The following is a 17,462-nucleotide window of genomic DNA, read 5'->3' as shown; positions in this document are numbered from 1 at the left end:
TCTTAAGAAGATTTTAAATCACCAAGATAAGTTGACTAGAAGCAAAACAGTTTCTTTTACAGAAAAAAAAGATCAAATAAACGAAAGACAATCGCTGATTTTAAAACTTCGATGTGAGGGAAAACAATCGTTTACAACCATTGCTAAGACATTAGAACTTTCTCAGAAAGAAGTACACAATGAATTTATAGTCGCTTATAAATTCACTCAACAAAATAAAGCTCAATCCCTAAACTATTGATGATGGAAAAATCTACTTTAATACTCACTCGAAAAATACGATTAATCGTTGATTTACCAACTCAAGAAGAACGTAAAGAGGTTTTGGATACGCTTTACAGATGGCGAAATAGGTGTTTTAGAGCAGCTAATTTGATCGTTTCTCATTTATACATACAAGAGATGGCGAAAGATTTTTTATATCTCTCGGAGGGAGTTAAATACAAATTAGTGGATGAAAAGAAACAGCAAGAAGGTATACTAGAATGTTCGCGTATGAGTACCACTTATCGTATGCTCTCAAAACGATTTAAAGGAGAAATACCGATGAACATATTAACTATTTTGAATAACAGACTCTACAGTTCTTACAACCAAGATTACCAAAAATATTGGAAAGGAGAAGCTTCGTTAAAAAACTTCAAACGAGATATGGCATTTCCTTTTGGACTAGATGGTATAAGTGGATTATCTTATTCCTCCGAGAAAAAAAGTTTCTGTTTTCGGTTGTTTCAACTTCCATTCAAAACTTATTTAGGAAAAGATTTTACAGGCAATAAAAGGTTATTGGAACAAGTGGTAAGTGGTGAAATTAAACTTTGTACCTCACAAATAAAAATCGAAAAAGGAAAAATATTTTGGTTAGCTGTTGTTGAGATCAAAAAAGAAAACCATCATCTACAACCCGAAATTATTGCAGAAGCATCCTTATCCTTAGAATATCCGTTGGTTGTAAAAATTGGTAAGTCTCGGCTTACCATCGGAACCAAAGAAGAGTTTCTTTACCGTAGATTAGCAATACAAGCGTCCCGTAAACGAATACAAACAGGAGTAACCTATGCAAAATCGGGCAAAGGAAGAACAAGAAAAGTAAAAGCTTTAGAAAAAATGAGTCAAGTGGAACGAAGTTACGTCCATCATCGATTACATGTCTATAGTAAAATGCTAATTGATTTTTGCATCAATAATAAAGCAGGAACGCTTATTTTATTGGATCAAGAAGAAAAGATGGAAATAGCCAAAGAAGAAGAATTTGTACTGAGAAATTGGAGTTATTATGAATTGATGACTAAAATAAAATATAAAGCTAATAAAGCAGGAATAGAGCTTATTATAGCATAAATTATAATTTTTGAGGGTGATTGTACACCCATAAGGTGAGGTTGATTACGAACACTCACTAAATGTAAACAACATATACTAAGAGTGTAGCGTATAATTTAAATATTCCCTATATAAAATTAGGACAAAGGCTTTGCAATAGTCATAGTATGTAAAAGATTTTTGTAGCTCGCATTTAAGTTAAAATAGTTGTTTTTTTACACCCTAAAATATTCGAATACGAAACGTTAATTCTTATTAAATCGAATTGACATTTTCCAAATTTAATAGGATTATATTACTTGTTAGTTAGATTTTAGACGTTAGATATGAGAATTATAAAAACTAGAGGTTGAATTAAAACGATTGAAGTCAAGGAATTTTACTTATCTAAAAAGTACCTATTATAATTGAAAAAAAATACACATCACAATAGATAAGGTAAATTCTATAAGAAAAACTGAATATAAAAAAGGTCGCTTATTACAATTATAAAAAGTCCTATAAACATATTGTTTATAGGACTTTTTATTGGCAGTTAGTTAGGGGAACAACTCAATTTATTTGAATTGTTTTTAATGTCCGTGATCGCCAGAATTACTTAATTTAGCATTAACGAAAAAGGCTCCTTTTACAACAATTTGTGCAGTTGGATCAATTTCATTTACGGTTGTAATAGCTGTGTAACCCATATCTGAAGAACCTTTTACAACCTCGATTTTCTCAAAGTTTATCGATTTTTCATTTTGATGATCTTTATTCTTTTCGTTTGAATTTTTACTTTCTTCGTCTGTATGCTCTTTTACTTTTTTGTTTGTTTTGACAAAGATGTAAAACTTACCATCCGCTTCTACAATTGCTTCATTGGGAACAGCAGGTGTAGAGGAATTACTTAAGCTTACGGCTCCTGTAATATTCATTCCATTTATCAATCCACTTTTATTTCCTTGTACTTTGCTATGTACTGCAATGGTTTTACTTTCATTTTCGAAAGAAGAACCAATACTGTAAACGACTGCTTCGTAACTGTTTCCTGGATTATTTGTTAATTCAAATTGAATGACTTGACCAACTTTCATTTTAGGTAAATCTTTCTCGAAAACTTGCAAATCTAAGTGAATAGAACTGTTATCAATGATTTCAGCGACAGGAGAAGAGACATCTACATAACTTCCTATTTGCGCAATAATTTTACTTACTGTTCCACTAATTGGTGCTGTAATTACCATTCCATTTCTCAAATTTGCATTGGTTACTTTAGAAGGATTAATTCCCATCATTTGCAGTTGACGAGATAAAGATGCTTTTTGAGAACGTAATGTTTTCAATTCGGCAGAAGAATTCTGAAGATTCTTTTTTGCACCAGCATCGTTATCAAACAATTCTTTTTGTCTTCTAAATTCTTGCTCTGCATATGTAATTCGACTCAGAACAGTTAAGTATTGCTCTTGTGCAATAATAAATTCTGGATTTGAAATTGTCGCAATTACTTGTCCTTTTTTGACATATGAACCTTCCTGAATTGGCAACGTTTGTATTACTCCACCAAACATGGATGCAACACTTGCCATATTGCTATTAGGAACGTTTAAAATTCCATTTGCTTTAATCATAGCCGTTAGCTCCTTTACTTCAATTGTTCCCAGTTTTACACCAACAGCCTTCATTTGTTCTTCTGTTAGCGAAGCAATTGTTTGCGGCGCTTCTTCGTGCTCAGCTTCTTTTTCTTCTGTGGGTTGTTCCGTTTTTGTTTCTTTGGTACAACTACTTAGAAATAATATGGCTAACACGCTATAGATAATGATCTTTATTTTTTTCATTTTATTGATTGATGATAGAATTAATATTGACAATAGTTTGATTGACTTGTTGTATCGATTCAAGATATTTTAATTGAATATCCGTTGCGGTTTGCAATGCAAAAAGATATTCGACATAGGAAATTTCACCAGTTTTGTAACCCAATTGAGCTGCTTTTACAATTTTCTCTGCATTTGGAATGGCTTGGTTTACATAATATTCATATTGTTCCCAATCTTGCTGATATTGATTAATTGAATTATCCAATTGAATCTTTAGCTGTTGTTTTTGAAAATTGGCTGTTTCTTGAATGGCTTGTTTATCATATTCCAATGCTTTTATTTTTGCTTTTGTAGCACCAAACGTTAATGGAATTGCTACACTAAGGTTTACTGAAGTAAAACGATCAAGGCCATTGTAATACCTTTCAACTCCATTTTTTTCTTGCATTCCAATCATCGATAAACTGTTTATACCAAGTGAAAATTCTGGTAAACCTTCGGCTTTTACGACTTCTTTGTTTCGTTCTGTAATTTCCATCTGTTGGTAAAAAGCTTTGAGAGTAGGATTACTATCAATTGTAGAACCGTCTAAAATTCCACTCAATTTTAATGGAATATAATTCGTCTCTTTGGTAATTGTAAAACTTTCTTCGGTATTCAATAATACGTTTAGATTTTTATAAGCATTTGCTAAATACACTTTGTTTTGTTTCAACAGTAGGTTGATTTCTCCTTGTTGAGTTTCTGCCGTATTAATTTCGATTTTCTTAATATCACCTGCATTAAATCGAACCGAAGCAATTCGAATAAATTCTAAATAAAGTTTATTTAATTGTTCGAGTTGATCATGGTTATATTCTAAATATTCGATCTGATAGAAATAGGTTCTCACTTGTTTCAACAATTCGTTTGTTGTTACTTCTTTTTGTATCTTCTTGCTATTCACTTCTGATTCTAAAACTGCCTTTCGATGTTTAAAAATCGTTGGAAATGGAATACTTTGAGAAATAGATAAACCATAATCGAATTTTGGACTCGCATATTGCCCAAGTTGTGCTTCCACATTTAATTTTGGTAATTCATTTTCGGTTCCTTTTAAAGCTTCACTTGATGAGATACTTCGTTCATTTGCTTTGATTAATGGATTATTTTCAATTGCAATTTGTTGAGCTTCTTGAATATTAATTGAACGAGTTTGCGCTTGAATAGATTGTCCCATCAAAAACATTCCGAATACAAGGAATGGAAGTGTATTTTTTGAGTTCAATTTTATTTTTGGAAGTTTTGAATTGAATATTAAATATAACATTGGTAATACAAATAAGGTTAAAAAAGTAGCTGTGATTAATCCTCCAATGACAACTGTTGCTAAAGGTTTTTGAACCTCGGCACCTGCGCCTGTGGAAATTGCCATCGGTAAAAATCCTAACGATGCAACTGTTGCTGTCATTAATACTGGTCGTAATCGGATATTGGTTCCTTCCATTATTCGTTTTAAAATGTTTTTCTCTCCTTCTTTTTCTAATTGATTGAATGTTCCAATTAAAACAATTCCGTTTAAAACAGCTACTCCGAACAAAGCAATAAAACCGATTCCAGCACTAATACTAAATGGCATGTCGCGAATAATTAATGCAAAAATACCTCCGATTGCACTCATTGGAATTGCTGTAAAAATTAATGCAGCTTGTTTGAATGAATGAAATGTGAAATACAATAACATAAAAATTAACAACAAGGAGATTGGTACTGCAATCATCAAACGTTGACTAGCTGCTTGTAGATTTTCGAACTGTCCTCCATAGGTGAAATAATAGCCTGAAGGCAATTTGATTTCGTTGTCTAATTTTGTCTGAATATCTTTTACAACTGATTGTACGTCGCGATCTTTTACGTTGAAACCAATTACAATTCTTCGTTTTCCTTCTTCGCGACTAATTTGAGAAGCGCCTAATTTATAACTCACATTTGCCACCTGAGAGATTGGAATTTGATTACCAGAACTTGTAGGAATCATTAAATTGTTAATGTCATCAATGCTTTTTCGATGCACACTATCCAATCGAACAACCAAATCAAAGCGTCGTTCATTCTCGAAAACTTGTCCAGCTGTTTTTCCAGCAAATGCTGTACTCAACATATCATTTACATCTTGAATATTTAATCCGTAATTTGCCATTCGGATTCGGTCATATTCAACATTAATCTGAGGCAAACCACTTACGCGTTCTACTTGGGGTGCTGTAACACCTTCAACAGATTGAATTGCTTTTGAGGTTTTATCTGCATAATAAGAGAGAGAATCTAAATTTTCGCCAAAAATTTTGACAGCTACATCTTGTCGAATTCCTGTCATCAATTCATTAAAACGCATTTGGATTGGTTGATTTTTTTCAAAGAAAACACCAGGAATAACCTCTAGTTTCTCCATCATTTCATCACCTAATTCTTCATAAGAAATTTTTCTTTTCCATTCGTCCTTTGGTTTTAGAACGATAATCATATCTGTTGCTTCAGGAGGCATAGGATCTGTGGGAACCTCAGCAGATCCTGTTTTACCAACGACCATTTTCACCTCATCAAATTCTTTTAAAATTCGAGAAGCTTGCATGGATGTTTCTAAACTTTGAGTTAAGGAACTTCCTTGTGGTAAAATACAGTGAAAAGCAAAATCACCTTCTTGTAATTGCGGAATAAATTCGCCACCCATATTTCTGAATTGAATAATTGATACTGCAAAAATTGCAACAGTAATACCAACTAACCAATATTTGATTCGGATTGCTTTTTCTAATAATGGTTCATAAACTTTATGGATTTTCACCATCATTTTATCTGAAAAAGAAGGTTTGAGAGTAGGCTTTTTTGATAAAAATAAAGCACTCATCATTGGGATGTACGTTAACGAAAGAATTAATGCTCCTAGAATTGCAAAACCAACTGTTTTAGCCATTGGTGTAAACATTTTTCCTTCTACACCAACCAATGTAAGAATAGGAATGTAGACAATAAGTATGATAATTTCCCCGAAAGCGGCTGAATTTCTAATTTTTGAAGCTGAAAGAAAAACCTCTTCATCCATTTCTTTTTGGGTTAATTGATGCGTTGATTTTCTAAGTCCAAGATGATGTAAAGTCGCTTCTACAATAATAACTGCTCCATCAACTATCAATCCAAAATCAATAGCTCCTAAACTCATTAAATTCGCACTTACACCAAAAACATTCATCATTCCTAATGCAAATAATAAGGATAGAGGAATTGCTGAAGCAACGATTAAACCAGCTCTTAGATTACCAAGAAAAATAACCAATACAAAGATGACAATTAATGCACCTTCGATTAGATTTTTTTCTACTGTTTTAATTGCACGATTGACTAAATTCGTTCGATCAAGGAAAGGCTCGATGACGATATCGTCTGGTAGTGATTTTTGAATTGTAGGTATTTTTTCTTTAATTAGGTTAACCACTTCGTTAGAATTGGCTCCTTTTAACATCATTACAACACCTCCAACAGCATCTACTTCACCATTGTAGGTCATCGCTCCGTATCGTATGGCATGTCCTAGTCTTACATCAGCTACATCTTTTATAAAAATAGGAACAGTTCCCGTCGCATTTTTTATAGGAATTAATTTTACATCATCCAGAGAAGTTACCATTCCAATTCCTCGAATGAAGTAAGCATTTGGCTTCTTATCGATGTAGGCTCCTCCAGTGTTTTGATTATTTTTTTCTAAGGCATCAAAAATATCCGATACACTAATCCCCATTGCGCGTAATCTATTCGGATCTAAAGCAACTTCGTATTCCTTTAATTCTCCACCAAAACTATTGATCTCAGCAACACCAGGAGTTCCGTTTAATTGTCTCCGAACAATCCAATCTTGCATTTCGCGCAATTGTTTTGAATTGTATTTTTTCTCACTTCCTTTTTTAGGATGTAAAATATATTGATAGACTTCTCCAAGACCGGTACTCACAGGTGATAATTCGGGAATACCAACACCTTGCGGAATGTCTTCTTGTGCTTCTTTTAATTTTTCGTTGACTAATTGACGTGCAAAATAAATGTCAACATCTTCTTTAAACACTACTGTAATCACAGATAAACCAAAACGAGAAATACTTCTTGTTTCTTCGATATCAGGAATATTTGCAATACTTTGTTCAATTGGAAAAGTGACCAATTGTTCTACTTCTTGACCAGCTAGAGTAGGGCTGACCGTAATAATTTGGACTTGATTATTGGTAATATCTGGTACCGCATCTATTGGCAATTTTGTTGCACTCCATACGCCCCAGATAATCCATAAACCAGTCATAATTCCAATAACAATCTTGTTTTGGATACTAAATTTTATGATTTTATCTAACACAGATAATTTGATTAATTGCATTAACATTACCCACTTATTATCAAAATAAATGAGCACAGAAAAGTGTTGACTTCAATTTTAAATTAATTGAAATCAATGTGTAGACGAAAAATAGAAATCGTCTCGTTAAGCAATATTTATTTTAGGAGGTTGCCAGATATCGGCATACAATTGGTTTTGAATTGTATTTTTTTTGAATTGTATTTTCTTTGAAGTATTTGGTTCAAAGATTTTTGGTGTTTTTAGTAATCGTGTAAATTTTATAGAAGAAATTGTAATTTGACAACAATTACATGCGCACAAAGGACTACATTTATCTTTATGATTGGAATTTTCATTTTCACTATGTACCATAGAAGTTAGTGCTCCATTACTATTTGTATCCTGACACGGAATAAATGATAGAACATTAACATATAAAGCGATTATGAAAATCATAAATTTCATTATTGCAAATGTAATAAACATTTTTTGACTAAAATTAATTTTATCGTGTTAAGATGTGTCAAAATTTAAAATATATAATTTTTTCAAACTATATTTTATAGGTTTACTAGCTTGAAAAAGATAGTATCAATGTATGCTAGATTTATAATCGATGTTTTTTATCAAGCTAATAAGAAAATTGTTTAAATAATTTTAGAGCCTCTTTTATTTTGGAATCTTTGTTTAAATTCTCGAAATTATCTCCATCTTTTACTTCATAATCTGGTATAATATTTTGTTTGTACACTTTTTTATTTCGGTCTATCACATAATCAGTTGATAAATTTATTGCTGCAAATTTATTTATCTCAAACCCTTGAACTGCTGTCGTATAATTTGCAGTAGGTTCGCCAATGAAAAATGTATTATCTCTTCCAATAAACGAAATCGCTGTCATTTCTCCTGCACTTGCTGTATAGCCACTTGTAAGTATTGCTATAGGAATCGTATTTTTAGATGGAAAGATAAGTTCTGATTTTCTTTCTAGTAAATTTTTGTCAATCAGTAATTTATTGTTTTTTATTTCCCAATTTCCAGTAATTTCATTTTTAGAATTGACAAAACCTCCAAAGATTACATTATTTCCAATAAATTCCTTAAGTCCTAATAAAATGGGATACATATTTCCTCCAGTATTTATTCTTAAATCAATAATCCATGCTTTTATTTTTTTTGAATCAATAGAATTGATATTCGAAACAATATCATTTGCAATACTATCCACTTTCTTAAAGGCGAAATCATCATTTCCTGAAATTCTTATATAACCGATTTGTTTATTAATAATTACACTTTTTACTTTTGTTTCATTTTTTATTTTGTTTTTCAAATAAGTGTTGGTGCTTTCTGTAAGTTTATCCCATCCATACGTTTTTCCATTGTATTTTAAATTACCGTGATAGTCATTAAGATCTTTAAATACCTCTTTAAACAAAGGAGCTATCTCATCGACTGATTTAAAATCTACCGATTTTTTATATAATCTTTCTTTAATAGATGTTATATTCTCCACATTAACAGCATTATTTTCAATAATATTAATTGATTTATCTATAAATTTTTTCACATTAGCATTTTGAAAGTTTTGAGCTTGCATAACAATAGAGAAGTGAATTAGATATAGAAGTAATATGATTTTTTTCATAAGTGTATTTTTCTAATAGACTCTATGTTTAAAAAATAGTTACAATTCTTCTTAATCTTTTTATGACCTTTTAACTCAAACAAAGAAAAGTCTTATGTAAAGACTTTTCTTTTCTTATGAAATAAAATTGAAATATTTAACTTTGTTGAGGTATTTTATTTTCTATTTTTGAATCAAACGCTGCCAAGCTTTTTACTTGTTCTATCCAATTATTTCTATCCTTTTCATTGAATTTAATAAGAGGACCAATAAAATCATTTTGGATAGGAGATATGCCACAATATTCTAAAATACCCTTTTGTAATTGTATCTGTCCACTAGATTTATAAATCTCTTCATACTCCTTTTCAGATAAATCACCAGCTGTTGTGATTATTCTAGCCGTTTTTCCTTCTAATAAGCCTTCGCTCTGTCCATTTTTATTAATTTTGAAAGCAATACTTGGTAGAAATGCTCGGTCAAAAAAACCTTTCATTATTGCAGGCATTCCTAGCCACCACATAGGATGTATCCAAACTTGATGTTCACTCCAATGCAAATCTTCTAATGCCTTTACGAGATCAGGTTCAAGTTCCATTCGTTTTCGATATCCAAATTGTAAATTAGGATTAAAATCTAATTCTCCTATTGGTATATACCGAACCTCAGTACCTAAGCTTATCGCAGATGTTATATATGTTTGTGCAATAGCACTATTAAAACTTTCTTTATCGGGGTGACCATTTATAACGACTATCTTTTTCATCTTTATTTTAAAATTTGTTTTAATATTTTGACTTGCTGTTGATAAAATTTGTTTGATATAGGACAATCAAAAAAATCGAATGCATGGATAGCTTTTTTAATTTCTAATAGGTTGACTGATACATTAGCATCTTTTAATTTTTGCGCATACAATTTTCCTTCATCTTTCAATGGATCAAATTCACAAACGATGATTGTTGCATTTGGTAAATCATGAAAATTATGTTCTTCTAATGGAACAGCGTACTTAGGCAGATTGTATATTTGCTCTTTTAAGTAATGTTTCCACATTAATTTAGCAGCTTTCTTAGTTTGCATAGGAGCATTGGCTAACTCATTCATCGATGGAGTGTCCAAAAGATGACTAAAAGGCGGATAGAGTAAATATTGGTGTTGAATTGTAATCTCTTTTTTATCTCGTGCCAAATGCGTTAGAGATGCAGCAATTGTTGCACCAGCGCTACTTCCTCCAATTAACATATTGTTGTTATCTCCATTTATTCGATTAGCATATTGAGCTAACCATAGTAGAACCTCGTATCCATCTTCCAATGCTGCAGGAAAAGGATTTTCAGGAGCTAAGCGATAATCTACAGAAACAATTAGCATATCTACATCCAAAGCTAATTTGAAGAATATAAAATCATATTGTTCAGGTGTTCCATATATGAAAGCTCCGCCATGAAAGTAGATAAGTATAGGTAAGTCTTTTTTGTTTTTAGGTTGATAGGTTCTTACTCTAATTTTTCTTGCTTTATTAGCCGAAGGAATTTCTATATTTTCAACTTGAAGCTGTTTTGGAATATGTAATGAAGTTTCTTTTGTTGCTATTTTCAGTTCTTCGGTTCTAATTTTTGAAGGATTTATTTCTAATAAATCTTCGTAATTAATGGTATTATATGGACTGTTTGATACTGCTTGCCAAAGCTCGAAATCTATATTTTTAGTATTATTCACTATTCAAAACAATTATAATTTAACAACGACCTTACCAACTGTATGACCAGTTTCAATTTGTAAATGAGCTTTTGCCATTTCATTAAATTCGAAGACATGAGAGACGTATGGTTTCAAAACTCCCATTTCCAATAGAGAGGCGATGTGTTCCATATCTTGTCCACTTGAATAAACGGACATAAAATAACATGCATGTAGATTCTTCTCTTGCGCTTTTAATTCATCTTCTAAAGAATGCCCAGATGGTAGTGTAACAATTGTTCCAAAAGGTTTTAATACTTTAACAGATTTTTGAAAATTAGAACCGCCTATTGCTTCCAAGACAAAATCTAAATCTTGTAGTGTATTTTCAAACTGAACAGTTTTATAATCAATAAATTCATCAGCACCTAGCCCTATTACAAAATCATGGTTAGCGGCAGAAGAAGTGGCAATTACATAGGCTCCCATGTGTTTTGCTATTTGTATTGCAAAATGACCTACACCTCCTGAAGCAGCATGAATTAAGATCTTGTCTTTTGGTCGAAGTTTACCATAACTATTAAAAGCTTGCCAAGCTGTTAAAGCTGCTAGAGTACTTGCTGCTGCTTCTGTATGGTTTATGTTTTGAGGTTTTAAAGTAATATGATTAGGAGAAACAGCAACATATTCGGCATAGGCTTTTCCATGCCCAACAAAATTTACCATACCAAATACTTCGTCTCCTAGATTAAATTGACTGACTTTATTCCCTATTTCTACGATTTCTCCCGAAATATCCCAACCTAATATCAAAGGATTCACATTTACTAATTCTTCAGCCAATGGAGCTTCACGATTACGAACTTTGATATCTACAGGATTTATACTTATTGCTTTTACTTTTACGAGCACTTCAGTTTCTTTTATAATAGGTTTTTCAATCTCTTTATAAAGGAGATTTTCGACACTACCAAATTGATTTAATACAATTGCTTTCATGTTTTTATTTACTTTATTTAACAAAATTATACCTGAAAAATAATTTAAAACAGGTACATTTAGTGTTTGTTTAAGTATATTTACGCTATGGCAAAAGAGAATATGTATCAATCATTGGAAGTGTTTTATGAAAAAGTAGATGATTGTCCACTACGTGATAGACAGTTCAATTTTTTTGAGATGGTGTATGTTATTTCTGGAAGAGGATTTCATACAGTTAATGGAAATAAATTTACTTATTCTCAAGGTGATTTATTTCTTTTAGCACCCAATGACTGTCATGAATTTGATTTAGAAGGTACTTGTGAATTTATGGTTATTCGCTTTGGAGAACAATATATTAATCACTATCAATTCAAAGATAAAGGGCATATTGCTTGTTTATTGTATTATACTTCTCATTTGCCAGGTGCGATAGTTCTTAATGCAGATGATAAAATTATGATAGCATCTTTGATGGGAAATCTAAGAATGATTTCTGAACATCAAAGCTTATATGTAGAAGAACTTATGCATCATTTAGTGCATGCTATTATTGTACTTGTAGCTAAAAATATAGCGATTATCAATCCGCCAAAGATTTCATCAACTACGGATATTCGTTTAATGGAAATCTTAGATTATATACAAGCAAATATCTGTAAACCCGAATTATTAAAGATTGCTGTAATTGCAGAAAAGTTTGGTTTGTCTCCGAATTATCTTGGCCACTATTTTCGAAAACATTGTAATGAATCTATTCAACAGTATATATCTTCTTATCGTATCAGACTGATCGAACATCGGTTACGATTTAGTGATAAACGAGTGCATGAAATAGCTGACGAATTTGGATTTATAGATGAGAGTCATATCAATAAATTTTTCAAAAGGTACCATGGCATAAGCTTGAAGAAATATAGAATAGCATCTTTATCTATTTAATGTATTCTTCTATAAAAGGATTAATAATCTATGCTGTTTTTTTTATCTTTTCTTCTGTATAAGAATTTGAATAATAAAAGGTTCGTAAAGAACCTTTTATTTATACTTTTTGGTTAAAATTAATCTTTTACTTACAATAAGAACTATTAATAATATTTTCGATAGCTAGTGATATCCTTTCTTTGCCTTTTTCATCATTAATGTCTATTCCGCAGAAAAGACTTCCATTATTTTTTCCATGTAGCGTTAAATAATAAATACCTCCGATAAGTATAGCTAAGTTTGCTCTAATATCAACATTGCTATTTTCAAATTGTTTATCTATTATAGAAAATAAAACTTCTCCCATTTCTTCTCTCTTATCTGCAATTTTTCGAAGTGTTTTATTGCTTTCTCCTAATTCCCAGTGGATTATTTTTTGTAAAACTTTATCTTTTAAAAGAGTTTCAAGTTGTCCCTGTAAAATGTTATTTATATCATTTTGATTTATAAATTCGGGAGTTTCTGTAATTTTTTTTATTTCTTCTTTCGAAATACTTTTCCAAAAGTCACGTTGTTCGATATATTCTTCAACTAAATTATCTAACCCTCCAAAATATGTCCAAACAAGTTTTTTATCAACTCCAGCTGCTTTAGCTACACTTGGAGCATCTAATCCAGTATAACCTTTTTTTTGTAAAACTTTTCCGACAGCAGCAACCATTCTCGCCATGGTACGAGATTTGTCTCTAATCAATCCAGAAGTTGTTTTTCTTACTTTTAAATTTTTATCATTATTTTGGTTCATACTATATTATTTTAAGGAAGAGAGAAGATTAAGCAATTTGCAATTTTTTATTAATATAATCAAAAACATTTAACGCTTTATCTAGTTGTTCTTTTGTATGTGTTGCCATTATACTCATTCTAATGCGAGAATCTTTTAATGATACAGCAGGATACATAATAGGATTGGTATATATACCATTTTTAAGTAAAATCTTTCCTACTTCTGAATTTTTTTGCGTATCACCAATTTTTACAGGAATAATAGCTGAATTTGTAGTTCCTATTTCTAAACCGATATTTAATAACCCTTTTTTATAATAATCAATATTTTCCCATAATTGTTTTTGCCAATGAGGTTCTTCATCTAATAATTCAATAGCTCTTGTTATACCTTTAACAGCTGGTGTAGCAGCTGCAGAGAAAGCGTATTGTCGAGATTGAAATTGTAAGTAGGAAATAATTTCAGGATTAGCTATAACATATCCACCAATACTAGCAAATGTTTTACTAAATGTACCAGTGATAAAATCAGCTTTATCAAGTAAATTAAAATATTCTAAAACTCCTCTTCCTGTTTCTCCTATTACTCCTACACCATGCGCATCATCTACCATTATTAATCCACCATATCGATGAGTTATCTCTATTATTTCATTTAGTTTAGCAAGATCTCCGTCTTGTGAATAAACTCCATCAATAATAACAAGTTTAGTTCTAAAATTATCTTTACTAGCTTTTAATATTCGTTCAAGAGATTCAACATCATTATGAAGAAATCGTTTTGAAGTTGTACCTATTAAACCTTCATATACGCTAGCGTGTACAGCCATATCAACAATAGCAATATCTTCTTTTTTTAGTAAACATAAAAGTGTAGCGCTATTAGCAGTATATCCTGTTGTATAAATAAGGGAAGATCCTAATGGACGTTTAAAGAAAAAACATAATTTATCTTCTAATTCTTTGTGAAAGGAATAATATCCTCCAATTAAAGGTGAAGATCCTGCTCCTGTTCCATATTGTTCAATACCTTTTATTACGGCATTTTTTACTTCAGGATGTTGTGTGAATCCTAAATAATCATTACTGACAAAGCTAATATAGGTACTTGTATTTTCATTTTTTATTAACTCTATTTCTGAATTACAACCAGAATTAACTAATAATCTGTAATTCATAAAATCATTGTTTTTCAAGTGTATAAGGTATTTTATATGCTCTTTTGCTCTTTCGTTAATGTTAAGACCTGGGATGTTTTCGAAATCTTTAAAACTTAATAAATTATTGTGTTTTTTCATTTTTATATTTTCTATCGGCTCAAATATATCACTTATAAGCAACTATTATAAACGTAATATGTCGTTATGTTAAAATTTTAACTTTATAGAATAAATATATCCCTTGTTAGAGATATATTTATATTTTTGCAAAAAAATAAAGCATGAGAAAATTATCTATCTTATCATTTGTATTAACATCCTTAATTTTTAATTCCTGCCAATCAGATGATGATACTGATACTAATGTACATAATGAAGAAACTCGATTAAGTAATTTTAATCCTGAAGTAAAACTTGATACAAAATCTTTACAATATGATTATAGTTCCCGTTCTAAACTTAATAAAGGAACTTCAAATACAATTTCAAGCGATCAAATTATTGTAACCTATCCACAATATACATTTATTGGTTCTTTATTAAATGCTGAAACAATTGATAATTCGAGTTATAGTCCAGCCCCTTTTCAATTAAAACCAATTGATATATCATTTTCTTTTCCAACAGATTTTATACAAAGTACAATCTCTAGACCTTCATTATCTGCTATGAGAGCAGCAGTTAATAAAGCTACAAGAGATGTTAATTTTAGTGGACAACAATCTTTATCTTTCGAATATGACATTAAGCAATTCTCTAAATATGAAGAAGCTAAATTAGCATTTGGAGCAAACGTAAATGTAGGTAGTCTGTTTAAATTAGAAGCTAGTGGAAGTTCTCATTCAATAAAAAAGAAAACAGGTGTTTTTGCTAAGTTTATACATCGAAATTTTACAGTAGATATGGATTTACCTTACGATGGTAATATATTCCTAAATCCTTTAGATAAACAAAATTCAGCATCTCATAATCCTGTTTATATCAGCTCTATAACGTATGGAAGATTGGGAGTGTTGGCTTTAGAATCTAATTATAGTTTCGATGAAGTTTTATTTGCGTTGAAAGCAGCATTTACAGCGAAAGTTGTTAATGGAGAATTAAGCATTGATATACAAAGTAAAAAAGTATTGGAAGAATCAGAATTAAAAACCTATGTATTAGGAGGTAAAGGAACAGATGCTACTCAGATAGTAAATGGGTACAAGGGTTTTTCTGATTTTATAGTAAATGGTGGAGAATTTACCGCTGAAGTTCCTGGTGTTCCTATTTATTTTTCAGCTAGTCATGCATCTGATAATTCAATATTTTTTACAAAATTTAGTATAGAATGATAAAATCAAGATTAAAGACTCTTTTACTAGTATTTGTAAGTATCATTACAGTAGGTTGTAATGAAGATTTAAATGATACTTATTCTATTAATAGAAATTCAAACGGTAATAGATCTGTTAACTTAATTGAAATCACTTCATTTGGAACAAAACCATCAAATATTTTAAATGATAATTTAATCAATAGTAAAATTAACACATTAACTGGTGAGGATGAATTTCAAACTGCTGTAGAATTTGAGTCATCTGAATCTATTATTTTACCACATCTACAACGATATATATTTCCAGGTTCTTTATTAAAAGGAAACTCTATCCAAGATTTAGGCTTTGTACCAATATCTGCCAACATCAATCCTGTTAGAGTTTCATTATCTATACCTGCAACAAATTATGAAGCAGGATTTACAATGGAACAACCGTCATTGTCATCATTAAGAACTCTAGTTAATGAATATCTCAAAACGGCAAATTTTTCTCAAAATGGCCAATTGAGTTATAGCATAGAACAATTTTCTTCTTATGATGAATTAAAAGTGGCTTTTGGTTCAAATGTAGATACAAGAAAATTGTTTAATAAGCAATCGACTACTGAAAATCAATATGGTCATATGATTGCGAAGAGGACTGGATTTTATGTGAAATTTTATCAGACATCTTTCACATTAGATATGGATATTCCTAATGGAAGTTTAGTCAAAGATAGAAATTTTGATGATGGTGGTGTTGAACCTGTATATGTTAGTTCTATTTCTTATGGTAGAATGGGAGTTTTAGCAATAGAAACTGATGAATATTCAGAAGAAGCTTCAAAAATAATTAATACCACTTTTTCAAAATTATTTAAAAGTGGTAATAGTACATTTTCTAAAGAAGAATTAAAATTAATTAATTCAGCTGATTTTAAACTTTTATTATTAGGAGGTAATGCTAATACGGCTGTTCAAACGTTTAAAGGATATGAAGCGTTCGTTCAACATATTTCTCAAGGGATATTTACTAAAGAGAGTCCTGGTGTTCCTATATTTTGTTCCTATTCTTATCTTAATGATAACTCTCCTGTTAAAACGAAGTTTAAATTTGATATAAAAAAGGCTCCTTTATATGTTGAATTAGTTTTTGAAAATTTGAAAGAAGAAAAATATGCAAATGGTCAATTAAAACGTAAAGAAGGTGACTTGAGATTATATTTTTATCAATCTAGAAGTAAAATACCTGTTATAGCCTCACCATATATAAATATTAACTTAAGTGAAACTACTCATACTATAAGAAGAATGAGTGATAGAAATTCTATTATATCAAATACTAATGAGCAAGTGACAAATTTAATACAAAATACTCAAATGGGTACTTTTAAAGATCTAGGACATAAAATCATTTATAATTCAGGACCTTCTCCTAGAAATCATTTGCAATATGAAAAAACTATTATATTTAAGGTCTTATCTGATGAAAAATTTAATTATATACCTTTAAATTAAT

The 17,462-nt window shown here is 30.5% G+C and carries 13 protein-coding genes and 1 pseudogene; 5 read left to right on the top strand and 9 right to left on the bottom strand.

The features are described from left to right. Both E4J94_RS17755 and E4J94_RS17340 read left to right on the top strand, forming a co-directional pair. Positions 1-241, top strand: a pseudogene (locus E4J94_RS17755) (sigma-70 family RNA polymerase sigma factor); the annotation flags it as partial. A 2-nt stretch (positions 242-243) separates the two neighbouring features. Next, on the top strand, positions 244-1,341 hold the full coding sequence (locus E4J94_RS17340; RefSeq protein WP_135837038.1) for a hypothetical protein: 1,098 nt from the start codon (positions 244-246) through the stop codon (positions 1,339-1,341). A 554-nt stretch (positions 1,342-1,895) separates the two neighbouring features. Here the strand turns inward: E4J94_RS17340 and E4J94_RS17335 are convergent. The 7 genes from E4J94_RS17335 to E4J94_RS17305 form a co-directional block, all read right to left on the bottom strand. Then, complete coding sequence (locus E4J94_RS17335) at positions 1,896-3,140, bottom strand: efflux RND transporter periplasmic adaptor subunit (protein ID WP_135837037.1); 1,245 nt, start codon at positions 3,138-3,140, stop codon at positions 1,896-1,898. A 1-nt stretch (position 3,141) separates the two neighbouring features. Beyond that, positions 3,142-7,503 (bottom strand): CusA/CzcA family heavy metal efflux RND transporter, encoded by a 4,362-nt coding sequence (locus E4J94_RS17330; RefSeq protein WP_135837043.1) that lies wholly within the window; start codon positions 7,501-7,503, stop codon positions 3,142-3,144. Between the two features lie 126 nt (positions 7,504-7,629). Then, on the bottom strand, positions 7,630-7,941 hold the full coding sequence (locus E4J94_RS17325) for a DUF6660 family protein (RefSeq protein ID WP_135837036.1): 312 nt from the start codon (positions 7,939-7,941) through the stop codon (positions 7,630-7,632). Between the two features lie 175 nt (positions 7,942-8,116). Then, positions 8,117-9,133 (bottom strand): S41 family peptidase, encoded by a 1,017-nt coding sequence (locus E4J94_RS17320; protein ID WP_135837035.1) that lies wholly within the window; start codon positions 9,131-9,133, stop codon positions 8,117-8,119. A gap of 136 nt (positions 9,134-9,269) precedes the next feature. Beyond that, positions 9,270-9,878: an NAD(P)H-dependent oxidoreductase gene (locus tag E4J94_RS17315; protein ID WP_135837034.1), complete on the bottom strand. Its 609-nt coding sequence runs from the start codon at positions 9,876-9,878 to the stop codon at positions 9,270-9,272. Between the two features lie 2 nt (positions 9,879-9,880). Further along, complete coding sequence (locus E4J94_RS17310) at positions 9,881-10,834, bottom strand: alpha/beta hydrolase (RefSeq protein ID WP_135837033.1); 954 nt, start codon at positions 10,832-10,834, stop codon at positions 9,881-9,883. Between the two features lie 12 nt (positions 10,835-10,846). Then, positions 10,847-11,794 carry an NADP-dependent oxidoreductase gene (locus E4J94_RS17305; RefSeq protein ID WP_135837032.1) on the bottom strand — a complete coding sequence of 316 codons (948 nt, stop codon included), beginning with the start codon at positions 11,792-11,794 and terminating at the stop codon, positions 10,847-10,849. An 87-nt stretch (positions 11,795-11,881) separates the two neighbouring features. Between E4J94_RS17305 and E4J94_RS17300 the strand changes: the two genes are divergently transcribed. Next, positions 11,882-12,718, top strand: a complete 837-nt coding sequence (locus E4J94_RS17300; protein WP_185145656.1) for a helix-turn-helix domain-containing protein — start codon at positions 11,882-11,884, stop codon at positions 12,716-12,718. 127 nt (positions 12,719-12,845) lie between these two features. Here E4J94_RS17300 and E4J94_RS17295 read toward each other — a convergent pair whose 3' ends face one another. Continuing rightward, on the bottom strand, positions 12,846-13,505 hold the full coding sequence (locus tag E4J94_RS17295; RefSeq protein ID WP_135837031.1) for a TetR/AcrR family transcriptional regulator: 660 nt from the start codon (positions 13,503-13,505) through the stop codon (positions 12,846-12,848). A gap of 28 nt (positions 13,506-13,533) precedes the next feature. Next, the gene (locus E4J94_RS17290) at positions 13,534-14,784 is read right to left on the bottom strand and encodes an aminotransferase class I/II-fold pyridoxal phosphate-dependent enzyme (protein ID WP_135837030.1); all 1,251 of its coding nucleotides are present in this window, start codon (positions 14,782-14,784) and stop codon (positions 13,534-13,536) included. A 143-nt stretch (positions 14,785-14,927) separates the two neighbouring features. On the opposite strand from E4J94_RS17290, the gene E4J94_RS17285 reads away from it, so the two are divergent. Both E4J94_RS17285 and E4J94_RS17280 read left to right on the top strand, forming a co-directional pair. Continuing rightward, on the top strand, positions 14,928-15,977 hold the full coding sequence (locus E4J94_RS17285; protein WP_135837029.1) for a thiol-activated cytolysin family protein: 1,050 nt from the start codon (positions 14,928-14,930) through the stop codon (positions 15,975-15,977). Then, complete coding sequence (locus tag E4J94_RS17280) at positions 15,974-17,461, top strand: thiol-activated cytolysin family protein (protein WP_135837028.1); 1,488 nt, start codon at positions 15,974-15,976, stop codon at positions 17,459-17,461. Before E4J94_RS17285 ends, E4J94_RS17280 begins: the two co-directional genes overlap by 4 nt. Position 17,462: the final 1 nt, after the last annotated feature.

The organism is Empedobacter tilapiae, from assembly GCF_004785645.1.
Taxonomy (GTDB): domain Bacteria; phylum Bacteroidota; class Bacteroidia; order Flavobacteriales; family Weeksellaceae; genus Empedobacter; species Empedobacter tilapiae.
This window is presented reverse-complemented; position numbering and strand designations above follow the sequence as displayed.